This window comes from Flavobacterium sp. W20_MBD1_R3 (assembly GCF_052119725.1).
GTDB lineage: Bacteria > Bacteroidota > Bacteroidia > Flavobacteriales > Flavobacteriaceae > Flavobacterium.
Genome location: NZ_JBGQOR010000001.1, coordinates 619,662 through 644,050, shown reverse-complemented (window position 1 = coordinate 644,050; position 24,389 = coordinate 619,662). Strand labels below are relative to the sequence as shown.

The window sequence follows — 24,389 nt, the reverse complement described above, 5'->3', positions numbered from 1 at the left end:
GCAATTTTAGGTTCAAAAAATGTATTTATCGGTTACCTTAACTTTTGGGTTGACTGTTTCTTTTTATAAAATGTTTTCATTTTACTACAATATTCTTTTGACAATTAATCACAGCCCACGCTTGATTTTTATTGTAATTTTGCATAAAATTTTTTCCAATGAGTGAGCCAGTAATGCTTTTTAAAAAACCATCCTATCCAGTAAACAAATTGCTTTTAGAATACTTGGTACGTTTTGATCGCTTGTCTAAAGTTTCTATTTTTTATGATGACTTATTGCGTTTTTCCGGATCAATAACGGTTTATGATAAGAACGAGCAAGATACGTTATGGATACGGGTGTACTACAATGAATACGAGAGAGAAGAAATTGATTTGAATCTAAAAAAAATCTACTCGTTGCTGCATTCTGATGGAAATCTGGGAATTATTAAATTTTTGAATGTTGATTCCATTGACTATTGCACTTTTGGAAATTCGAAACCTTTTAGAATAAAAGTCAGAAATATACTTAATGATAATTACACCCATTTTTACATAAAAAAAGCGGATGCTTCCCGAATCTACGGATTGGAATTAGAACATATTCTTTCCCCAGATAAAATAAATTTTTTAGTGTTTGGAGATACACTCATCGAAGAGCATATTATGGGAATTCCTGGTGATGTGTTTATGAAAACACTGCTCATCGATTGTAGTGAAACCGAAAAAGCACAAATAGCAAAAGAATTTGTCAAATTCAACGAGCGCTGCATGATCCGGTTATTAGGCGATATGCGTTCCTATAATTATGTGATTGTGCCCACTCATGATTTTGATCAAGTGGTTTATAAAATACGTGCAATAGATTTTGATCAACAATGTTATGAAGGGAATTTTAAGGTATACCGACCTCAGTTTTTTAAAGAAAATTACCCAATGGTAAAATTAGTTAAAGAAAAACTTCAAAACAGTTCTATTGAGCAATATAAGGATGAAGAAAGAGCCGTTTTAGCTAAACGAATCCTAAGCGCCGAAAATAGGATCAAAAGATTATTAAAAATTATGCGGGAAGATGTAATTGCCCCAGCGGCGCATATTGAACAACTTCGGATGGAACTTTATAGATATACTAACGATTTGAATTTCAAAAATGCAAAATCAATGGGCGGTATAATGAGTTCTGCTTTTCTTTTTATCACTAGAAATTTCAAAACCAGCACTTTATTCAAAAATAAATTATAATTAAAGGAGTTTTCTTCTGGATTCAAAGTGTGATGATTTTATAAAATAAACTTTCTTCGGGAATATTTAATGTATCAAAAATGAAAAAATTTAGTTATTTCTTATCTGTTTTCCTTTTATTGGCTTGCCAACAAAATACTCAAACTTTGACTACACTTTATTCTTTTCCAAAAAAGTTAAAAGAAGTTTCTGGTATCAGTTATTCCGCGGAAACTAATTTGCTTTGGATTTTAGAAGATAAAGGTAACGCCAATATGATTTATGGGATGAATTCCAAAGGTGAAATTGAATATAAAAGTACTATCGAAAATACTATAAATACGGATTGGGAAGACCTGACAAAAGATAAAAAGGGTAATCTGTATATAGGAGATTTTGGTAATAATGACAATTCAAGAAAAGATCTGAGTATTTATAAAATTGATAAAAAGTCAATATCATCGGAGCGTATCGTTCCAGCATATAAAATTTCATTTGCGTACCCAGAACAAAAAGATTTTCCATCAAAAAAAAAGGAATTGTTTTATGATGTAGAAGCTTTTTTTGAGTTTAAAGATAATTTTTATCTTTTTACAAAAAACAGAAGCAAAGGATTTGACGGTTCTGCATTCTTGTATAAAATTCCTAATATACCGGGTTTTCATCAAGCCATTTTAATGGGTGAATTCAATACTTGCGGCAACTACAATCAGTGTGCAATTACAGGCGCAGCAATTAGTCCCGATGAGACAAAAGTTGTTCTGTTAACGCATGATAAGATTTTTTTATTGGAAAACTATACCGACGATAATTTTTTAAATGGAAAAAAAACAATCCTCGAATTAAATCATTTTTCCCAAAAAGAATCGGTTTCCTTTAGCGATGACGATACCTTACTGATTGCTGATGAACGAACAAAAAAGATTGGAGGAAATGTATATACCGTTAGCATTACTAAATTAAAATCCAAAACCTAAACCAAAAACAATTCGCGCTTCTTCACCAGCACTCTTAAAATAAGTGATTCTAGCTGTAATTACATTCAGTCCATTCAGCCACAATCCACCACCAAAAGATTGATGCCATTTCTCTGAATTTTCCCCTTTTTGCCACACTCTACCATAATCAAAACCACCTAAAATTCCATAAGACATTGGAATGATTGTTTTTTTTATTTTTCCGATGTTCCAACGTAAATCACTACTTTGATAAAAAGACTTATTCCCTAAGAAACGTTCGTTTCTAAATCCTCTTAAATCATAATTACCGCCTAAAATGGCTCCTTGGTAAAAATCAAAATTATTATTTAATAGCATTTTTGCTTTCAAAATCGTGGCCAAAACTACTTTTCCTTTGGCATCAATTTTATGGTCAAAATTTATCTTACTTTCTATTGCTGGAAAATTCCGACGGCTATCATTCAAGTTCATTTTCCAAGTTCCCGCTATTGAAAATCCCATTCCCATCGATGGAAATGACGGAATATCATAATTCTCAAAACTATATTTTAAAGTGGCTCCTGCAAATTGTTGAGTATCAAAAACTGCTGGAAGTATAATTTCGGAAACGGCTACCAAGCGATTACTTGTTTTTTCTACGCTAATTCTTTCAAAAATAGTTTGAAAATTTATTTCGCTACCATGTTTTCCTACTCTTTTGATTGATGGTAAAACTTTGAGCATTTCAATACGGACACGATTGTAATTCATCCCGAAAGTATCGTCATTATTCACAGTTTCATTACCATAACCAAAATAATTAATTGTAAAATTAGGACTTGTAAATCGGCTTTCTAAATCTAGGTCCCATTTGCCAAATAATTTAGGAAAACGGCCATTGTAAACCAGTTCAAAACCGCTTGTGGCAAAATAGTAATTGGCTTTTAAAACATGTCTGTGTGTATAAGGATTTTGATTGAAATTATACACGGTATAGTTTGCAATTAAGCCCATTTTGACTCCATCATCAGGATTATAACCAATATTTGGCAGCCCTGAAAAAACATTATATTTTGGCTTTTTATAATCATAAAGACTCGTTTCGTAGTCGTCTGAAAGAATAATTTTGGTTTTTTGATCTACCTCGAAGGTATTCTTTTTTGATTTGAAATCATGGATTTTAATTTTCTCCCCATTTTCGATCGCGTAAAAATCGGCATTTTGTCCTCCTATCAATCGGATATTTATGGCTGATGTGGCTGTCCCTTTTTCTTCAAAAATATCATTATCATCCAAACCATAAATCCAAATATTTTTTGTTTTTCCAGCCGTAAAGTTTTTAGTGTAAAGTAATTCATCGCCATCTTTTTTGATACGATATACTTCAATTTCTATTCTTTTTTCTGCCTTTTTATGTATGATAAATTTATCTTTTTTGTCAGTCCCTACAATTAAAACAGTTTCTTGTAACACCTTGTAATAATCAGTTGCATATCGTTGTAGTTGTTTTTTTCGAAGTTTTAAATTGCGTTTAATTTCTTCAACTGTTTCATCTTGAATTGCGGCAGGTAAATCATCAAAAGCAGCATCAATTGCCGCATCTGAAAGGTTTTCCTGAATATATTTTGCTTGAGCTATCCATGCTTTTTCATCAGAAGTCTTTAAGAAGGCGAGGTCTAAAGGGTAGGCTTCTCGGTTTAGCCATTTTACATTTTTAATATCACTTTTAAACGTTTGCATGTGACGCAGTATCGGCATATTCATCAAAATTGAAAGTAAAGCGCCATCGTATTTTGTAAACACTTGATCCCTGTCTCGAGGAATGGGTTTATAAATTATTTTTCCATCCTCCTTGTATTCGCCCCAGCGCCATTGATCTTCATGCCTGTCCCAATCCCCAATAAGCATGTCTAATATCCTTGCTTTAATATACTCATTTTCATCAATGCTATATTTTTCATCTTTGTGAAGATTCTTCATCACATCTTCTGTATTGCTTATTGATATCGGATTTCCAAAACTCTTTACATCAATTTGGCTATCAGTTGGGCGCTCTTCAATCATATACAGTTCATCACCAAATTCAGTATTAAAATCGTTCAGTGCCGCGTGTTTAGGGATATAATATAAAATAGGATTGGTATGAGAAACGCCAATTTCCTGCGCTAAATTGCCAATTGTAAATGGCAAGTACGGATGGGCTGTAGTGTAAAAATCAAAAAGAAAATTTTCAGCATAAGTGTCCTCAAACTCTTTGGCTATAAACTGATCTTTAAATGCTACGGATTGCAGGAATCGGGACGCACTTTTTTTTAAGGCTCGCATGACGTATTCTTTCCCGTTTTTGCCAATAAGGTGTAACGATTTTGATTGATGTCCGCCACCTGCACGTTTGGGTTTTAATCCGCCAAAAAGGGTGTCAATCGTTGTGGTTTTTACTTCTACAGGTAAACTGTAATAGTTTCTGTAATGTTTTCCAAAAAGAAATTTATAGAATCCGCTTTTTTTAGTTTCTTGTGCTGAGTAAATTGTTGCCGGTACAGTCACAGGAAATGAAGCAGGAAAAATTTTGGTGTAATAATCTGTTTTTTTCTCCAATACCATTTGCTCAAAAAGTAGTTTTTCTTGGTTGTCTTCAACTCCATAAAATGAAATTTTTGCGGTTCTATTTCCATAAATGGATAAAGCGGCATATCCGTTTCGACCATAAGAAAAGTCATTTGGAAAAACGGCTTTCGCTGCAGCAGATTTAGATCCAGCCCCACTGATAATTTGCTTAATATTATCTTTCGAGAGGTATTGTAAATTATGATCGTGACCAGAAACTACAATAACGTTATCCAGACCTTGCAAAAGCGTTTTTACCCTTTTGCTAAATTGTGTATATTGCTTGTTTTGAAGATCTTGAGGACTAATTCCAGAAGTTTTTCGGATTAGATTGACTAAAGATCCTATAACCGGAAGCGGTATTTTTTTTTCTAATGGAAAAAGTTGTTTTTCTAATGAAAACTGACCACCATGAGATCCATTGGTCATCAAGGGATGATGAATTGCAAGTATAATTGTTTTATCTTGGTTTTTATTAAGAATACTTTCTAATTCAATAAAGAAAGCTTCTCTGGTTTTGATGGTACAATCATCATTTATGGTTGCAATCTTATCCCAATCTTCAAGAAACCATTGACTGTCAATGGTTATTAGCGTTATGTCCTTATTAATATCCAAGTCATCAATACCACAGCTTTTTTTGGGTAAAAAAGATTTTTTGTCATCAAGATATTCAGTTATAAATTTTGCCTCCCGTTCTAAGCCTTTTATTCCGCTGTACCAATCGTGGTTTCCAGGAATAAAAATAGTCTTTCCTTTGAAGTTCTTAGATAGTTTTAGCTGGTTTGTCAATTTACTTTCGGCAACTGCACGTTCGTTTTGCTTGTCGGTATCAGGAAATCCTTTTGGATATATATTGTCACCAAGAAATAAAAGAGTCGAATTTTTAGCTGCAATTTTTAATCGATTTTCTACTAAACCAAGGGTTTGTTGTGCTTTTTTTTCAGTAGCATTTCCAGCATCTCCAATTAAATAAAAAGTATGACTAATTTTTGAGCTATCGGTAGTATTTTGGGCTATAGGATTTTTGACGTTTTCTCCAAATTGCGCATGATGTGTAGCACACGATTGAAAAATCAATACGCTGAGTAATACTATATATCCTGCTTTATTAAAAGGAATTAAACAGTTAACCAAAAATAATTTCATAATTTTGTCGTATAAAAACATGTCCATGAATGTAATAGAACAAGCCAAAGAATTTGTTGAAAAATTGTTCAAAGATAAACTTTCTTCTTTATATACCTATCATAATCTAAACCATACAATTGATGTAGTTGCAGCTGTTAATACGCTGATTGCAGCTGAAAATTTAGATCCATCTGATAAAGAAATTGTACTCCTTGCAGCTTGGTTTCACGATACCGGATTTATAACCGGTTGTGACAATCATGAGGAAAACAGTGTGCTTATTGTAACTGATTTTTTGAAAGAAAAAGAAAAGTCTGCGGATTATTTAGCAAAGGTGTCAGGTTTAATTCGCTCAACCATTGATGGATATATTCCCGTAACACTTTTAGAAAAAATAATCAAAGATGCAGATTATTGCCACCTTTCCTCGGATCAATATGCAATTACCTGCAACGCATTACGATTAGAATGGCAAAATGAAGATCGAAAAACGTATTCTGATACTGAGTGGGCTCATGAAAACCTAGATTTTTTAGAAAACAAGCATCATTATTACACTGACTTTGCGCTAAAAAATTGGCAACCACTAAAAGAGATAAACATATTAAAGCTTCAGAAGAAAAAAAATAAAATGGAAATTATTGCCAATCAAGATTTTGATAAAAAATTAAAAAAAAGAGAAAAGAGAGAAAAACCGGAGCGTGCTATTGATACTTTATTCCGGGTAACGCTCAATAACCATACTACTTTGAGTGGTATTGCTGATAGTAAAGCAAATATTTTACTTTCGGTAAATGCCATTATAATTTCAATTGCACTTTCTACGCTAATTCCAAAATTAGATAGTCCCAGCAACGCACATTTAGTAATTCCTACTTTTATCATGTTAGTATCCAGCGTGATAACTATTGTTTTTGCAATACTTTCCACACGTCCTAAGGTAACAAAGGGAATCTTTACCAGACAGGACATTGAAGACCAAAAAGTTAATTTGCTTTTCTTTGGAAATTTTTATAAAATGCCTTTAAACGAGTACCAATGGGCTATGAATGAAATGATGAAAGATAAAAAATACTTGTATAATTCTATGATTAAGGATTTATATTTTCTGGGTGTAGTTCTCGAAAAAAAATACCGCTTGTTGCGAGTTGCCTACAATTTTTTTATGATAGGAATCATTATTTCAGTAATAGCTTTTGTTATAGCTTTTAAAATGGCTGGTTCTTAATTCAATTCTTTCAATAAGTCTTGGTAAGAGTATTTCTTTTGATGTTGCTCCACATTCGTATTGCTCACTTTTACTCTGATTGCTCGTAAACCGGAAACTCCTTGTAATTCCTCGACTTCAAACTTTTCTATAGTGGGTTCCAAAATGTTTTTGAATTGTAAAAACGTTATGTACTTTAAATATTCAGTTTCTTCATTATTGTGCGAGTAAACAATTGTAATTTTTTCTTTCTCGGTAATTCGCTCTTTGGTCCCTTTGATATTGGCTTTATCGATACGTTTTTTAACAACTTCATAACGTGCATTGTATGTTCCGTCCACATCAAAACGTTTTTCATCCATCCTGAATCGGATGGAAATAGGAGAACTGAAAACTAATATCAACGAGGTTACATCGAGTTCATACGGCAATGAATGCTTGAGTTGATGGTGTTCTAATTCCATTTCGCATAACGTTTGTAGTTGCCATAATCTTAAATTATAAAGGTATAGCAAATCAAAGTCTTTGTTTGGTGCAATAGAAGCACCAATATAAAGATTATGTTCTACACCATCCGTTTTGAAACGTTCGTAATAATGAGGAAAAATATTTTGCGCTTCAGCCTGTTTTTTGTCTAATACAGTTGCTAACGTCTTATTTATAATCGACATTGCGTTGTCAAATTTCTTTCTTGACTGGTAAAACATTCCTGTTTTTTCATCCAGACTTTCAAAATAATTTTTTTCTAAAATCGCTCCGGCTGAGTCGGTTGTGGTATTTCTTAAAATTGGATGAATTTCATTTGTAATATAAAGTTGCATTTGTTGTTCCGTATCAGCCTTCAATGGAGTTTCTAGTTCCTTATAAAGGGATTGCAATTCAAATTTTCGTTGTTCCAGTAAAACTAAATTGGTCTTTAACTTTTGATTTTCAAAAATATAAATAAGCGCATTTATTTGGTTTTTTAAATCTTCTTTTACCGTTTCGTTTCTGTGATTGGAAGAACCTTTTATGTCAATTTGGCCATACAGCGGATAAATATCTTTGAACACAATTTCTTTAAAAATATAATCACCATTTTCATTGGAAGTTTCTAAATATTTTAGCGCTTCTTTTCGGAATTTCCAATATACACTGCTATGAATTGCAGTATATTCTCGTTGAATGATCGCTTCGACTTGATTTTTTTTATCCGTATTGTACCGTTCTGCGGTGTCTATCAAGTAGGGTAAAATTAAATCTAATTTGAGCGCATTAATGCTATTAAGTTCGCGTGCATTTGCAGAAACGAGTTCTACAACTCCTAAAAGCAGCCCGTTTTTTATAATTGGAGCAAAAATACAACTCTGTATATTTTGTTGTAATAGATGATTGCCTAATATTTCGTTTCCAGCTTCACTTGCAAATTTCTTCACATTAGAAATGGTTATTGCCTTTTTATTTTCCAATAAATTTTCAAAAGAACAACCTAACAACACATTTTTGCAGGCTACTTCTTTTTCTGCAGACAGTATAAAACTGGTAAGACTATTGTCATTCAAGCTAGGTTTTACAAATTTATCCTCTTCTGCGTTGTAAATAATGATACCAACTCGTAAATCGGCTATTTTAAAAATAGATCGAAAAATAGATTCGGAATTTTCTTGTGAAGTTATTTGTTCTTTTTCCGGCTTCAAGAGATTACTTTTTAATCTGGAGATGGAACTTTCTGTAGTAGCGTCAAACAAAATTGCAATACCAAAACCTTTTAGAATCCAACTCTCAATTGGAAATTTTTCTTTCCACAAAGCAAGGTCATCATAATTATCCATTAATAAATCGATGTCCTCTTGCGTTAGAGCTGGCGCTTTATCAGTTGCTATAATTTCAATAAAATCAGCATTATACAAAATGCGATATTGATTCATGATTCCATTTTTATTTGGAATATCATAAAATAGAGGATTAGTAAAATCAATTTTTTGACCATAGAACGCATTCAAAATGAGCGTACAACTCATGACGTAAAACTGATGTTCATCAAAATCCCGTATTGCCATGTCAAACATAATACCTGCTTCATTGACTATTTTTTTGAAGCGCTTTGTGTAATTAAAAGTAAAATTTTGAAACGGAATGGTAACGGCCTTGATTTCATTATTTGTTAAAGCAGTTGGGAATAAATCCGCCAGCAAATATTGGATCAAAGTCTCGTTTTCAGAAATAAGATCTAAATTTTCTATACCAGTTCTAAATTCAGGAAAAGGTTCAATTTCTTTAAGTAATGCTTTAGCATAATTTGCACGATAATCTATATTAGTAACCGCTATTTCTTCTAAAGACTCAATAAGCTTGTGGAATGAAATCAGTGTTTTGAACGGACTTTCTTTGAAAAAATTAGACGTCATTTGTTGATAATTTGGAAGTGTAAATTTACAAATAAACCAAAATTTAGAGGTCGGTTTAGCAGTTTATTTAAAAAAAAATCTCCAATTACAAAAGTGTACTTGGAGATTGTATTTATAAAAACTATATATCTAAATTGCGACGAAAGCGCAACGCTAACTTTTTTCTTCTTTATTAAAATAAACTAAGTAATAATACATTTGTTTTTCTTCATCCCATCCTTTTTCTACAAATTTCTCCGCACTTTCAGGATTGATAAAATCCATTTTGATTTGGATTCGTGTATCTAAATTAATAACATTTTTTATAGATTTACGAGCATCGGAAACCGCTGCATTTGCTATAGGAAACGAAGTTACGTCCTCAATGCTGTATTTTTCTCCTTTGTCAATTTTGTAATTCTTAAATTCTGGAATTAAATCTGGATTATCTAAAACTTCGTTCAAGAAATTTGTTTCTTCAAATTGATCATTTTTGGCAAAATAGTTCACGGAACGATTCATGAACATCACTTCTTCTTTCTTGTCTTCTGCAGGAAAAACAACATCTTTTGCAAAATTTTGACAGAATTTTAGATATTTTTTAGTGATAAAATTTTCATCCTCAAACGCATCAACAGATAGAAAATATTCTAACCAATATCTGGCATCATAACGATTACTGTCAACTGTAAGTATTTTGTAACCTTCTTCTTTTTTATAATTAAAAATGATGCAACCTTTATCCAGCTTATTCAAACTAACGCCTTGTTGTAAAATCATTTCTAAATGTGTTGCTTTTTCTTCAAATTGCAAAAAATCAGCTTGAATCTCACTTTTGAAAATCCCAATTGCATCTACTACATTATTATCAATGCTAACATTGGTTAAATAAGTAACATATACCTCACCATTTTTGATATGTGGATGATTGGATTGCTCAAATAAGTGTGTTGTTATTTTTTTAGAAACGTCATGAATGCTGGTGGGATTATCAAAAATTTCAGTTGCAAACTTGAACATATCATTGTAATCTAAGTCAATTTCATGGGCAAACTGAAAATAGTTTTCTTCTTTTTCTCTAAAAGGTTTAAAGAAAAATTCTTTCATCAAAGGTACAATCTCATCATTCAGATTAAAAGGCTGTTCAGATAAAAAAAGAGCTTCATTTCTACTTTTATTTCCAACCCTATGAATGGATAAATTTTCGATGTGTGTGTTATATAAGTTGATCATTTTTTATTTTTTTTAGATAAAAGGACTAAGATGAAAGATAGTAAATAAGGTCTTTTTATCTTGGCTCTTGATTTTTAATCGTCTAACTTTTTAATTCCAATTTTCCTCAAATCCATAATCTTCAAAACTGTCATCTCCTTCAAACATATCTAGATCATCTTCGTCCAAACCATCTTCAAATTCGTTATTGTAGTCATCGGCATTCTCGGATTCGAAGTTTTTTTCCATCGCTTCATCTGGCATTTCTCCGTGAGAAAAAATGGTCTCTGGATATAAATTACCCAAGACTTGATCTTCCACAGCAGCAAGTTCAACAAGGAAAGTCCACATATTAATGAAATCATAAACGTATAGAATTTTGGTGTTTTCCTTATCTAATATTGCTGATAATTGGTAATCACTCATGATTTTTTGTTCGCCAAGAACATCACCAGTATCAAATAGTGATATTTCTTCTTCTTGGTTCCAAGTTTCATCGCAAGTATAAAAAGAAGCCACTTCCATGCCGTCAAAACCAAAGGAATTGAAAATAGCATTGTGTAAATCTTCTAAAGTATCGTCTTCAAGTATTGCAATGTCTCTAAAAATATCTTCTTCTGCATCTAGAATTACTCTAAATTTATAAACCATAATCGTTGTTTTGATTGAAAGACCAAAGGTAAAATATAATTTTAGATTTAGATTTTAGATTTTCGATTTGTTGATAAGATTTTTACGTATCGATTTTGGAAGAATCTCAGTTATAAAATATTCTGTGGTGGCGGGTTATTTTACTCTTCTGTTTTGTTTGCAAAATAGGTAACAACTTTTTTTCGAAATTCGTGGTATTTTTTATGATTCGGATATTGTCTGCTGTGGGAAATGTTATTAAAAACTAAAGCAACAGAAAGCAAAATGAGCACACCGCCTAGGACGGGATATAGGACATACCAGTAACCCAAGTTTTTAATCTTTTCTGAGCCAGCAATTGCAATCAAAGCAGTCGCTCCTCCTGGCGGATGCAGTGTTTTGGTAATTTGCATCAATACAATTGACAGTGAAACGGCTAGAGGTGCAGTAATCCACAGTATTTCGGGAAATGTTTTATATATTGTAACCCCAATAATGGCAGAAATCAAATGCCCTCCAATAAGATTTCTGGGTTGAGCCAATGGACTTTGAATGACCCCGTAAACTAACACACTAGATGCGCCAAAGGATCCTATTAGAAATACCACGTCAGACTGCGGAAGCGTTTGAGATTGTAAATAAGCAATTATTCCAATGCCAATAAAAGAGCCTAAGAAAGCCCAAAAATGTTCTTGGAAATCAACTAAAGTTTCTTTGTACAGAATGTATTTAGTTTTCCGATAATTTCTTTTTATTTTTTGAGTTGTCATCGAAAATTATTTTATAAAACTAGGTGAATAAGAATAAACTGTAAATGGATAAATCATTTTAGCAGTATATTTTGAAAGTAGACAAACTCCTAAAATCGGGAGGAATAAGTTGTAATCATTGGTTAAACCACATACTAAAAAAAGCGCAGTAAATGGCGCATGAATACTAGCACTCAAAACGGCGGCCATTCCTAGTATCATAAAGTTGATAGGAATTACAGCAGCATCCAAATACTTATTTAAGAGTACTGCAACTAATAATCCCAAAAAAGCACCAGTAAACAGACTGGGTGCAAAAACACCTCCGTCTCCTCCTGAGGCTAGTGTAACAGAGGTAACAATAGGTTTTAAAATTAGAATTCCAACAAAAGTTAAAACTAGTGCAAAGGAAAACAGTAGTTCGTTTGGATTAATAAAAATTGATTTTATGGCGTGGTATCCGTCGCCATAAAGCTGTGGAAATACAAAAAGTGAAATACTTAAAATTACAGATCCGATAATGATTTTAAAATAAGTTGTTTTTATTTTTGAAAATTGTTCTTTGAAAAATAACACACAGCGTGTCAAATAAATTGAATTTAGTGCCGCAAGAACTCCTAAAAGGATGAAATATGGAATTGCCTTTATGTGCCAAGTGGCAATTTGTACCGTAAATAAAGGCTTTTCATCCAATAAAGTAAGGAGTCCAAAAGCAATTGAAACAGCGATTAGGTTTGTCAATAAAAATGCTCTAGTCACTTTTTTTGAAATTACTTCCAGAGAAAATAGAATTCCTGCGATGGGACTACTGAATAATGCAGTGATTCCAGCAGCAACTCCTGCACAGATTAATTCTGTTTTATATCTTCTAAATACATTTTGTTTCCTTTGTGCAACGGAACCAATTGTTGCTGATGCAACAACTGTAGAAACTTCTATTCCTGTTGAACCGCCAAAAACTACTGTCAGGAAACCATTAATAAAATGGGAGGGAATTTTATAGCTAGGTAAATTATTTGAAATGGAATTGGTACTTTCAAAAACTTCTTTTATACCTTTATTTTCTTTTTTCTTGAAGACATATTCTCGTAGAAAATAAATAATTGACAATCCGAAAACTGGAAAAAACACCAAGAATATTGGATTTATAATTGTTTTGTGAAAAAAGATTTCTTCGTAATATTCGGTTATATTCTTTAAAATGATACCTAAAAAAGCAGAGAGAAGCCCTATCAGAACAGAGACGATAACTAATTTACGAAATTTTATGAAGTGATAATTTTTTTTAATTCGGGACGTAACGTTCATTTTAAGAAATTAAAATCTTTGATTTATGCAGAATATTAATAGAATTGTTTTCTACAAAGCTAAAGAAACAAAATTGGATTGTCAGAAGAAAAACAATTGTGGGACTTTCTTTTATCATTCTGTTATTTTTTTAATTCATTATTGGTATAAAGTATCTTATTTTTCATAAAATTTTGAAAGGTAAACTCTTGATAGCATGTACTCTTTCAAAAAATCTTCAGGTGTTTACATAAAATGAAAGTATTCTAATTTAATATGTTGATCGCGTAGATTATCTTTCGTTTTTTGAAGAGCATCTACTTCAAAAATGAAATACCGTAATTCAAACACTTTAGATTTAAAAAATAGAGTATTGATAATTTTTTGTTTTTAACTTAACCCACTTATTTATGCTTTTTAGAATAAGCTCGATAATGATGAATTTGTGCAAGATATTATAACATAGATTGTCTTGTTTATTCACTTGAAAAGTAAAATTCTTTTTTGAAATATACTCATTATTGTTTTTTAATAATCACAAGTGTCGCTGTACTGGTTCAGGGTGCTACAAATGTTATTTTTATAACTTCGAAAGATAATCACTGATAGCTTGAATATTCAAATTTTAGCGAAATTTTTTCATTTCGAGGAGCTTCTTTAAAAGTACATTCTATTTAACAGAATAATTTTGAAAATACGCTTGATTTTTTCAGGAAATAAATACGCCTAACAATCTTATTAATAGGAGTTCAGTGAACTCTTTTGATACCGCACAACTTGACATTGTTGCTGTACCAAATAAAGTGTTTTGTAAAATAATAGTGCTAAAATGTTAAGCTTAAAAAGTAAACACTAAAAAAAAAACCGATCTGCTTTCACAAATCGGTTTCGGGTTTAAAAGTGTTTTTATTTATACAAACAATCCTTCAATGCTCAAATAATGTTCGCCAGTATCATAACAAAAAGTCAGTACTGTTGCGTTTTCAGGAATTTCGGATAATTTTTTGGCAACAGCAGCAAGCGAAGCTCCAGAAGATATTCCAATAAACATTCCTTCTTCTTTAGCAGCTCTTTGCGTGTAAGCAAATGCCTCATCTTTACTTACCTGGATACTTCCATCAAGTAAATCAGTGTTTAGATTCGCTGGAATAAATCCCGCTCCAATTCCTTGAATAGGGTGAGGTCCTGGTTCGCCACCGCTAATTACAGCTGAAGCTTCTGGCTCTACGGCAAATACTTTGAGATTAGGAAAATGTTGTTTCAATATTTCGGCACAACCAGTGATGTGACCTCCAGTTCCTACACCGGTGATCATATAATCGAGTCCGTCAGGGAATGCTTTTATGATTTCCTGAGCAGTGGCTGTTTTGTGAATTTCAATATTTGCTGGATTCTCAAATTGAAGTGGTGACCAAGAATTTGGCATTTCGGCTACTAATTCTTGTGCTTTTTCTAATGCACCTTTCATGCCCTTTTCACGTGGTGTCAACACAAATTCAGCGCCATAAAGGCTCATGAGTCTGCGTCTTTCTATAGACATCGATTCTGGCATAACTAGTACTAGTTTGTAACCTTTTACAGCAGCAACCATCGCAAGACCAATTCCTGTGTTTCCAGAAGTTGCTTCAATTATAGTACCTCCTGCTTTTAATAATCCGTTTGCTTCGGCATCTTCGATCATTGAAAGTGCAATTCGGTCCTTGATGCTGGCTCCTGGATTAGCACGTTCTAGTTTGATCCATACATTGTGATTGGCGCCAAATAGACGATTAATTCTTACGTGTGGTGTGTTACCTATTGTTTCAAGTATGTTGTTGTATTTCATAATATTTATATAGAGAAAAAATTAATATTTTTTATTTCCTGTTGATTCAAAACCGTGTTTTTGTTGGATTGCATGACAAACGAATACGGATTCATGCTTTTGGTGATAAACGTATTTCCACCTATTATACTGTGGTTTCCTATGATGGTACTGCCTCCCAAAATAGTAGCATTGGCATAAATAATAACGTGATCTTCTACAGTGGGATGACGTTTTTTTTCCTGCATGTTTTTCTCGACTTGCAATGCGCCCAAAGTTACTCCTTGATAGATACTGACATATTTTCCAATAATTGTGGTCTCGCCAATGACAATTCCGGTACCGTGATCAATCATAAATGGAACGTCAATGGTGGCGCTTGGGTGAATATCAATTCCTGTTTTGCTGTGCGCATATTCAGTTAAAATTCGCGGCAGCAGGCAAGCCGTTCGAGAAGCAATTGCATTCGCTATCCGATAGACTTCAATGGCAAAAAACCCCGGATAGGAATTGATTATTTCCTGAATACAATCGGCGGCAGGATCGGTATCTAATATGGCTTGTGCATCTTTTTGCATCGAAATATATAATTCTGGAAGGACGTTGTAAAAAGATTCTGTGTCATCCAGAATTTCATTGGCTGTTTTATCTTTTACAATTTCGGATAGAATAGCAATAAATGTGGCTTTATTTTGGTCCAGAAGCAATTCGATTTGGATGGTTTCTAAAGCTTTTTCAGGAAATAATATTTTGAATAAATCATCAATCCAATTGATTATTTTAGATGAATCTATAGCTCTTACCCAATTGTTACTTTGGTTTTCATGCAGTGTATTAGAAAAACGGTTGGTTTCAGTATTCATTTACGATGGAATAAAATCACGATTAAACGAGTAAAACACTCGGAATACAAAGATAAACCAGAAATGAATAGATTCATAACCCTGCTTTGTAAATTAATGTTAATATGTTAAATTCCCACAAAACATATCGGTATGATCTTGTTTGCTATGTAATAAAAAATCCGATCTGCTTTCACAAATCGGATTTTTTTATCTGTAGAGATGCACTGCAGTGCGTCTCTACTATCTTGAATCTCTACACGTTGATTATTTACAAATGGATTACCTCACCATACGCATCAGCTACCGCTTCCATAACCGCTTCGCTCATGGTTGGGTGCGGATGTATTGATTTTAGGATTTCATGACCTGTTGTTTCTAGTTTACGCGCTACAATTGCCTCTGCAATCATGTCGGTTACTCCAGCTCCAATCATGTGACATCCTAACCATTCTCCATATTTAGCATCAAATATAACTTTTACAAAACCATCTGGAGTTCCGGATGCTTTTGCTTTTCCTGAAGCTGAAAACGGGAATTTACCAATTTTTAATTCGTATCCTTTTTCCTTAGCTTGTTTTTCTGTCAAGCCTACAGATGCAATTTCTGGAGTTGCATACGTACAACCAGGAACGTTTCCGTAATCAATAGGCTCTACATGTAATCCTGCAATTTTCTCCACACAATTGATTCCTTCCGCAGAAGCTACGTGAGCTAATGCTTGTCCTGGTGTAACATCACCAATGGCGTAATAACCCGGAATGTTTGTTTGGTTGTAAGCATTCACTAAAATTTTATCTTTGTCAGTAGCGATCCCTACTTCTTCTAATCCTATGTTTTCAATGTTAGTTTTGATTCCAACAGCCGAAAGTAAGATCTCTGCTTCCAAAACTTCTTCTCCTTTTGCTGTTTTTACAAATGCTTTCACACCAGCTCCTGTTGTATCAATTTTTTCAACAGATGAATTAGTCATTATTTTAACGCCTGCTTTTTTCATAGAGCGTTCCATTTGTTTCGAGATGTCTTCGTCTTCAACAGGAACCACATTTGGCATAAATTCTACTATGGTAACTTCAGTCCCCATGGAATTGTAAAAGTGTGCAAATTCAACTCCAATTGCTCCAGAACCAACGATGATCATTGATTTTGGTTGTTTTGGTAAAGTCATCGCTTGTCTGTAACCAATTACTTTTATACCATCTTGAGGCAAGTTTGGCAATTCACGAGAACGAGCTCCGGTTGCAATAATAATGTGATCTGCATTGTATTCAGTAACTTTATTATCTTTATCGGTAACGTCAATTTTCTTCCCTGGTTTTAGTTTACCAAAGCCATCAATCACATCAATTTTATTTTTTTTCATTAAGAATTGAACTCCTTTGCTCATTCCGTCAGCTACTGAACGACTGCGCTGTACAACAGCAGGAAAGTCTTTGTCAAAAGAAGAAACAGTCAAGCCATAATCAGAAGCGTGTTTCAAATAATCAAAAACCTGAGCTGATTTTAGCAAAGCTTTTGTTGGGATACAACCCCAGTTCAAACATACTCCACCTAAATTTTCTTTTTCTATTATGGCTACTTTAAAGCCTAATTGTGATGCTCTGATTGCTGTAACATAACCGCCTGGACCACTTCCTAAAACTATAATATCGTATTTCATTTTGTGCTTGTTTATTTGTTATTTGTACAAAATGCAGTCGGCAAGGCCTCGTGTCATTTTAAAGTTTTTTATTGGTGAAATGATTTCCTAAAAACTCATTTCGTTTTGTATATTTTACCTATTTATTTTATTGTGCGAATTTAAGGATTTATTCTGTTTTGAGAAAGTTTCAAAGAAATAAAGTGGCAAACTAACACTTTTTCAAAAATTCACGCTTCTCAAACTCTTTAATTAAATTTTTGCTTCCGTTGAGAAAATTTTACCGATCACTAAATAACGTATTAAATGACTCAACCTTTAATTGGCCACCGAAAACTGTGAATCATACAAATTCTTGTAATACCCACTTTCACGATTGATTAATTCCTGATGCGTTCCTTGTTCTACAATCAGTCCTTTATCCATAACTACAATTTTATCTGCATTGACAATCGTTGCTAAACGGTGCGCAATCACAATCGAAGTTCTGCCTTTAGTAATTGTTTCTGTTGCTCGTTGAATCAATTCTTCGGAATAGGAATCAATCGATGAGGTGGCTTCGTCTAAAATTAAAATACTTGGATTGCTTACATACGCTCTCAAGAAAGCAATTAATTGTCGCTGGCCAGAAGAAAGCATAACACCACGTTCTTTTACATCAAAATCATAATTATCAGGTAAACTCATGATGAATTCATGTACACCAATATTTTTGGCTGCAGCCAAAACTTGTTCTCTACTAATTTCTGGATTATTCAAAGTAATATTATTGAAAATCGTATCTGCAAAAAGAAAAACATCTTGCAGTACAACTGCAATTTGTTTTCGCAAAGAGTCTAATGTGTAATTCTCAATATTATGATTGTCAATGTATATAGAACCGCTATTGATTTCATAAAAGCGATTCAGTAAATTGATAATAGTAGATTTTCCAGCACCTGTAGAGCCCACAATTGCAATCGTTTGACCAGCTGTAACTTTTAAATCAATTCCTTTTATTACTTCTTCGTCTGGAATATATCCAAAATGTACTTTTTTAAATTCGATATCTCCCTTAAAAATTGGCGCTTCAATAATGCCGGTATCCTGAATTTGATCTTCGGTATCTAAAATATCAAAAACACGATTCGCCGCAATCATTCCCAATTGCATCTCATTGAATTTATCCGCAATTTGACGCAATGGATTAAACAACATTCCAATAAACATGGTGTACGAAAATAAATCTCCAAAAGTGGTAAAATTATCTCCGTTTAATATTTTGATTCCGCCATACAACACAATGAAACCAAGCGTTAAAGACGAAATAATATCAGCAATAGGGAAGAAGATGGAGTTATATAAAATAGTTTTTATCCACGCTTTTTTATGTTTGTCATTGATATTTTTAAATTTTTCATATTCAATTTTTTCACGATTAAAAAGCTGTACGATCTTCATTCCCGTTACGCGTTCTTGAACAAAAGAGTTCATGTTAGCGATTTGATTTCGTACTTCCTCAAAAGCCACCTGCATTTTGCGCTGAAAAATTCGGGTAAAATAAACCAGAATTGGCATTGCGATAATTACAATCCAGGTCAGTTTCCAGTTCATGTAAAACATAAAAGCCAGTACCACAACCATTTTCATCAAGTCACTGATAATCATAAATAATCCCTGACTGAAAATTCTGGCAATCGATTCAATATCCGAAACCGAACGTGTCACAAGTTGCCCCACGGGAACATGATCAAAATATTTCATTCGGAAACTTAAAATATGTTGAAACAGTTTGGTACGAATGTCTTTTACAATGTCTTGACCCAGCCAATTCGCCCAGTATACAAAGTAAAATTGCGAAAAAACCTCCAGTAAAAGCACAATTCCCATCAGGATTACATAAAGTAACAATCCTTGTTGGTCTTGCGTTGCAATGTAACCATCAACGGTTTGTTTTAGTAAATACGGACGCAATGCCGCAAATACCGATAGTGAAATGGCGAAAACTATCACGCCATTAAAACGCCATTGATAGGGTTTTGTGAATTTTAATATTCGTTTGAATAATCTAGTATCAAATGCTTTTGCTTTCATATTTTTTGGAGCTGTTCCTGCTATTCGTTGCAATCTTTTATGTTTTTAAAGAAAAACATTAAAGGATTTTCACTGCTATCAGGGCTATTGCGTAATGTAATCGTATTCTATTTTGGTTAAATATAAACCATGTGCCGGAACCGAAAAACCTGCTTTATCTCGGTTTTTACTTTCTATAATAGCGTTAAAATCAACGACTGTAATTTTGTGCAATCCCACATTGATTAATGTACCCACGATCGCACGCACCATATTTCGTAAAAAGCGATTGGCCGAAATAGTAAAAATCAAGCGGTTGTTCTCTTGTTCGTTTTCGTCTTGTGTCCACTTAGCTTCAAAAATCTTACAATCAAAAGTGTTTACGTCCGTATTTACCTTAGAAAAACACTGAAAATCCGTGTGATTGAATAGTAATTGTGCCGCTTCATTCATCAAATCAATATCTAATTTTTGATGTAAAAACCAACTTTGCTCTTGCAAAAAAACGTCTTTGAACATATTAATGTGATATTCGTAGGTTCTTTTTGTAGCATCAAAACGAGTATGTGCCTCATCATGAACCGGAATAATGTTATAAATAACAATATCTTTGGGCAAGTAGGAGTTGAGTTTGTGTACTAAACTTGGGATATCAAACGGATTTCCAAAATCAAAATGAGCATACATCTCTTTAGCATGAACGCCAGTATCTGTTCGACCAGCTCCCATTAGACTGATATTTGTATTGAATAACATCGAAAACGCTTTGTTCATTGTTTCCTGGACGGAAGCAGCATTGGGTTGGTATTGCCAGCCGTGATAACGAGTTCCGTTGTATGCCAATTTGATAAAATATCTCAAGTGATTTTTTTTGAAGCCACAAAGATACTTATTAATTTTTTTGTCACGAAGTTGCTTAGGTGCAAAGTTTGTTAACTTTCGATTTGATTTTTTATTTGGAATTTGAATGTTTATTTTTACCATAAAATTCTAGCCCAGATTACTTCACTAAACTTTTATTTTCATAGGAGTTCAGTGAATGTAAACATTTGAAGTGAAAATCTTTTATTGTTTTTATTTAAAAACAATAAAGATTGCAACGGATAGCTGGAAATTGCTCCAGATTACTTCGTACCTCGTAATGACACTTTAAATATGAAAAAAATACTCCTGCTTTCGGATACGCACAGTTATATTGATGACACAATTTTGAAATATGTTGCACAGGCTGATGAGGTTTGGCATGCCGGTGATGTTGGCGATTTAGCGGTAACGGATGCGATTAAAAAGCTAAAACCGCTGCGCTGTGTTTTTGGAAATATTGATGATGCGACGGCACGATTAGAATTTCCGTTGCACAACCGATTTATGTGTGAAGGTGTCGATGTTTGGATTACGCATATTGGCGGTTATCCCGGAAAATATAATCCAAATATTAAAGCAGAAATGGAGTTGAATCCGCCAAAATTGTTCATTTGTGGACATTCGCACATCCTAAAAGTCATCTTTGATAAAAAGCATAATTTGTTGCACATGAATCCAGGAGCTGCAGGGAAAAGCGGTTTTCATCAGGTGCGCACCATGTTGCGATTTGTGATTGAAGGAAACAAAATCAAGGATCTAGAAATTATTGAGATTGAAAAGCGGGTCTGATTATTTTTTTTTGATACGTGATGGGAACTACTATTTTTATGGCTGTCCCAGAATCTATTTTTGATTTTATATCAAAACTTCCCGTAAGATTATTGATACGCGCTTTGATTTGGTTGATTCCAAAACCTTCTAATATATCAAACTTACTGGTGTCAAATCCTTTTCCGTTATCGATAATATTGATGTTTAAAAAAGCATTATTTTCGTGAATGCTTAATTTTGCTAGTGTTCCCTGACTGTGTTTTATTATATTATTTAGAAGTTCAGTGATGATAAAATAAATTTTTATTTCAAAATCTTCATCATACCGTGTTTTTCTATGTACAGAACTTGAATATTCAAAGTGTAGCATCGAATTGGAATTTTTTTCACAGAGATCATCTAAAGCATCAAATAACCCAAATCGTGCCAAAAGGGAGGGCATTAGCTGGTGTGATAAATCCCGAACTTGATCGTGAGCTTCTTCAAGAATAGCTTTAGTTTTTATAATTTCTTGTGATGAAGTTTGATTTTTAGTAGTGTAAGCATAAAGGTGTAATCCTGCCGAAGAAAGCAATGCGCTAATGTTATCGTGCAAAAAAGCCGCAATTTTTTTCCGTTCTAATTCTTGTCCGTTTATAGAGGCATTAATGATGTTTTCCTGCACCTTGCTCTGGATATCTTTAAGTCTGTTTTTTTGTTTTAGTTGCATATTTTGGGAATAGAAGTAAAAAAGAAACGAAAGTAGCAGTAGAATCGCAATTAATACGATAACAACTTTTTTATTTCTAGACTGTTCTTGCAACAAAAAAAACTGTGTTGTTTTGTATTCTGTTTCTATTTTGTCAATTTCTCTTTTGTATTCATCGATTTCAAGATTGATTCCCGCGACATTGGCCTTATTACGTTTTTCTTGGTCGTTTAATTCTTCACTAATTTGATTGTAAAGAACTAAATTTTTGTAGGCATTTTTGTAATCACTATTTTTTAATAAAAATTTGGAATATTCAAAATGGGAATAGGACAAATCAGATTTTTCAGTTCCTTGAATTCCTTTTTCTATTGCCTTTTGAAAAAAATAATCAGCTTTTTTAGTATCATTTTTAAAGCTTTGATACATTCCGTTGAGCATGTTAAGGGCAACAACTGTAGATTCATCGCCATGTTTTTCATGATATTTATTGATGTATTGTAAATAGGGTGCGCCTTCTTTGAACCGATTAATATCAAAATAAGCCCATGTCAAATTGAGTTTTGTAAAAACAATTTGCGCCGAATCTTTTATTTTTGTGCTGTATTGCAGTGATTTTTTGTAATAATAAATTCCTTTTTCATATTCTTTTTTGTCAAAACAATAGATGTTGCCAAGATTATTGTTCAACCAATTTTTTAAGACATCATTATTTGTTTTGTTAGCATATTTAAGTCCCTTATTATAATAAAAAAAAGCTTTGTCATATTCAGATAATTGATCAAAATTTGCTGCTATCGTGTTGTAAGCCCCAGCGATCAGATTGTTGTCTTTGCTCTTGATTGCCTGATTTAAAGCAAGTCTTGATTTTATTAATGACTTCTCGTAATAACCTGATTTCATAAGTTCATTAGCTTCTTTTTCTAATGTTTGGGCGAGTGTTTTTGTGGTTTCTTTGTTTTGAGCATATACAGTACTACCGCTGAGGTTTACCAGCAAAAGAAAAAGTATTACAATTTGTTTCTGGAACATAAATGATTGGTTAGATTAGTTATTTCTAGTATTAAAATTGATCTTCCATATCTTAGGTTTAAATGGGGTGATTTAGTTTTTGGTTCAATAAAAGTTGATTTACAACAAATTTAAATAAACTTAGGACTTGATTAATTTATGTTTAAGAGCATATTTTACCAGGCTAATGGAGTTTTTTGCACTGAGTTTTTTCATTATATTTTTGCGATGGGTTTCTACAGTATTTATACTAATAAACAGTTCATCACTAATTTCCTTGCCACTGTATTCTAATGAGATTAATATAATTATTTCCAACTCTCTCTCAGTCAATAGCGAATTTGACACAAGTGCTCGTTTGTTTAGTTTTGGATTGTCTTTTGTAACAGTATTGAATATTTTTTCTCTTACTGATTTGCTAAAATATTCTTCTCCATTTGCAACTGCGTGAATGGCTTCAACAATATTTTCGCCAGCACATTTTTTGGTCAAATAGCTGCTACAACCCAGTTTCATGACTTCTTTAATGATTCGTAAGTCATCGTAACTAGATAAAATAATGATCTTACAAGGAAATCCTTTTCTAGCAAATTCTTTAAGGACTTCAATGCCGTCTTTTTCTGGCATATTGATGTCTAAAACAAGGATGTCTGCTTTGTTACAGCGCACGGCATCATAAATATCATTTCCGTTTAATGAAAATCCTACTACCTCAAATGTGGGAATGGTATGTAGTAAAGTCCTAATTCCGTCAATAAGAATTTGATGATCATCGGCAAGATGTATTCGAGTCTTTTTTAACATATTGTATTTGTCCTGCTCAAATTTATAAAAAAATACTAGCTAAATTCTAAATTAGGAGGTTTTTGTTTGCGTGGGGATATAAAAAAACCCGAATTGTTACATTCGGGTTTTCTTCGCACTAATAAACTAAATATTATAGGTTTACCTCAATCTGTCCACAGATTTGACAAGATCTTCATCCTTTTTGATTGCTTTATTGGCCAAAACCAATAATACGATAGCAGCTACAGGTAGAAACATCCCAATACCTTTCTCTGAAACAGCAGGTGTTTCTCCAGATAGATTTAGTGAACGATATACAAACAATCCTAATAAAATCAAATTTAATACGATATTCAATCTGCCGATAACAAATTGATTTTGTCTTTTTTTATAGGAAACAATGCTAAAAACAGTTAGAGAAGTACTCAGTCCCAATATTATTGTATAGACTTGGCTTTGCATAAAATAAAATACTTCACCATTATTCATAGTCCAAAGCGGAATAAAAAACAATAAAATGCCTGTGACTACAAATGCAAGTAGTAAATAAATGGTCTGAATTCTTTGTATCATTTGTGTAATTTGTTCTACAAAAATATATTT

18 protein-coding genes are annotated in these 24,389 nt (G+C 32.9%); 4 read left to right on the top strand and 14 right to left on the bottom strand.

Features of this window, described 5'->3' with window-relative positions; translation table 11 throughout:
• Nucleotides 1–158: 158 nt before the first annotated feature.
• Together ACEN2F_RS02700 and ACEN2F_RS02695 are read left to right on the top strand one after the other, a co-directional pair.
• Entirely contained in the window at nt 159–1,223 is a 1,065-nt protein-coding gene (locus tag ACEN2F_RS02700) for a hypothetical protein (RefSeq protein WP_441735719.1), read from the top strand.
• An 80-nt stretch (nt 1,224–1,303) separates the two neighbouring features.
• Entirely contained in the window at nt 1,304–2,179 is an 876-nt protein-coding gene (locus tag ACEN2F_RS02695) for a hypothetical protein (protein ID WP_441735717.1), read from the top strand.
• Here the strand turns inward: ACEN2F_RS02695 and ACEN2F_RS02690 are convergent.
• Nucleotides 2,162–5,896: a metallophosphoesterase gene (locus ACEN2F_RS02690; protein WP_441735715.1), complete on the bottom strand. Its 3,735-nt coding sequence runs from the start codon at nt 5,894–5,896 to the stop codon at nt 2,162–2,164. The genes ACEN2F_RS02695 and ACEN2F_RS02690 overlap by 18 nt on opposite strands.
• 25 nt (nt 5,897–5,921) lie before the next feature.
• Between ACEN2F_RS02690 and ACEN2F_RS02685 the strand changes: the two genes are divergently transcribed.
• Complete coding sequence (locus tag ACEN2F_RS02685; RefSeq protein ID WP_441735712.1) at nt 5,922–7,106, top strand: Pycsar system effector family protein; 1,185 nt, start codon at nt 5,922–5,924, stop codon at nt 7,104–7,106.
• On the opposite strand, the gene ACEN2F_RS02680 is transcribed toward ACEN2F_RS02685, so the two are convergent.
• From ACEN2F_RS02680 to truA, 10 genes are all read right to left on the bottom strand, one after another.
• Nucleotides 7,103–9,472 carry a GAF domain-containing protein gene (locus ACEN2F_RS02680; protein WP_441735709.1) on the bottom strand — a complete coding sequence of 790 codons (2,370 nt, stop codon included), beginning with the start codon at nt 9,470–9,472 and terminating at the stop codon, nt 7,103–7,105. The two genes, ACEN2F_RS02685 and ACEN2F_RS02680, sit on opposite strands and share 4 nt — an antisense overlap.
• Before the next feature lie 153 nt (nt 9,473–9,625).
• Nucleotides 9,626–10,684, bottom strand: a complete 1,059-nt coding sequence (locus ACEN2F_RS02675; RefSeq protein WP_441735707.1) for a nucleoid-associated protein — start codon at nt 10,682–10,684, stop codon at nt 9,626–9,628.
• A 90-nt stretch (nt 10,685–10,774) separates the two neighbouring features.
• Entirely contained in the window at nt 10,775–11,314 is a 540-nt protein-coding gene (locus tag ACEN2F_RS02670; RefSeq protein ID WP_441735705.1) for an IS1096 element passenger TnpR family protein, read from the bottom strand.
• A 140-nt stretch (nt 11,315–11,454) separates the two neighbouring features.
• Nucleotides 11,455–12,063 (bottom strand): HPP family protein, encoded by a 609-nt coding sequence (locus tag ACEN2F_RS02665; protein WP_441735702.1) that lies wholly within the window; start codon nt 12,061–12,063, stop codon nt 11,455–11,457.
• 6 nt (nt 12,064–12,069) lie between these two features.
• A complete protein-coding gene (locus ACEN2F_RS02660) occupies nt 12,070–13,350 on the bottom strand; it encodes a chloride channel protein (protein WP_441735701.1) in 1,281 nt (426 codons plus the stop codon).
• 889 nt (nt 13,351–14,239) lie between these two features.
• Nucleotides 14,240–15,154 (bottom strand): cysteine synthase A, encoded by a 915-nt coding sequence (cysK, locus tag ACEN2F_RS02655; RefSeq protein ID WP_441735699.1) that lies wholly within the window; start codon nt 15,152–15,154, stop codon nt 14,240–14,242.
• 5 nt (nt 15,155–15,159) lie between these two features.
• Nucleotides 15,160–15,996, bottom strand: a complete 837-nt coding sequence (locus ACEN2F_RS02650) for a serine O-acetyltransferase (RefSeq protein WP_441735697.1) — start codon at nt 15,994–15,996, stop codon at nt 15,160–15,162.
• Between the two features lie 250 nt (nt 15,997–16,246).
• Entirely contained in the window at nt 16,247–17,635 is a 1,389-nt protein-coding gene (lpdA, locus tag ACEN2F_RS02645) for a dihydrolipoyl dehydrogenase (protein WP_441735695.1), read from the bottom strand.
• Between the two features lie 297 nt (nt 17,636–17,932).
• A complete protein-coding gene (locus ACEN2F_RS02640; RefSeq protein ID WP_441735933.1) occupies nt 17,933–19,687 on the bottom strand; it encodes an ABC transporter ATP-binding protein in 1,755 nt (584 codons plus the stop codon).
• Between the two features lie 84 nt (nt 19,688–19,771).
• Complete coding sequence (gene truA, locus ACEN2F_RS02635) at nt 19,772–20,527, bottom strand: tRNA pseudouridine(38-40) synthase TruA (protein WP_441735692.1); 756 nt, start codon at nt 20,525–20,527, stop codon at nt 19,772–19,774.
• Between the two features lie 294 nt (nt 20,528–20,821).
• On the opposite strand from truA, the gene ACEN2F_RS02630 reads away from it, so the two are divergent.
• Nucleotides 20,822–21,319, top strand: coding sequence for a metallophosphoesterase family protein (locus tag ACEN2F_RS02630; RefSeq protein WP_441735689.1), 498 nt, complete (start codon nt 20,822–20,824; stop codon nt 21,317–21,319).
• On the opposite strand, the gene ACEN2F_RS02625 is transcribed toward ACEN2F_RS02630, so the two are convergent.
• From ACEN2F_RS02625 to ACEN2F_RS02615, 3 genes are all read right to left on the bottom strand, one after another.
• Complete coding sequence (locus ACEN2F_RS02625; RefSeq protein WP_441735688.1) at nt 21,294–23,021, bottom strand: tetratricopeptide repeat-containing sensor histidine kinase; 1,728 nt, start codon at nt 23,019–23,021, stop codon at nt 21,294–21,296. The two genes, ACEN2F_RS02630 and ACEN2F_RS02625, sit on opposite strands and share 26 nt — an antisense overlap.
• Before the next feature lie 120 nt (nt 23,022–23,141).
• Nucleotides 23,142–23,804, bottom strand: coding sequence for a response regulator (locus ACEN2F_RS02620; RefSeq protein WP_441735685.1), 663 nt, complete (start codon nt 23,802–23,804; stop codon nt 23,142–23,144).
• Between the two features lie 141 nt (nt 23,805–23,945).
• Nucleotides 23,946–24,359, bottom strand: coding sequence for a DUF4293 domain-containing protein (locus ACEN2F_RS02615; protein WP_441735683.1), 414 nt, complete (start codon nt 24,357–24,359; stop codon nt 23,946–23,948).
• Nucleotides 24,360–24,389 lie beyond the last annotated feature (30 nt).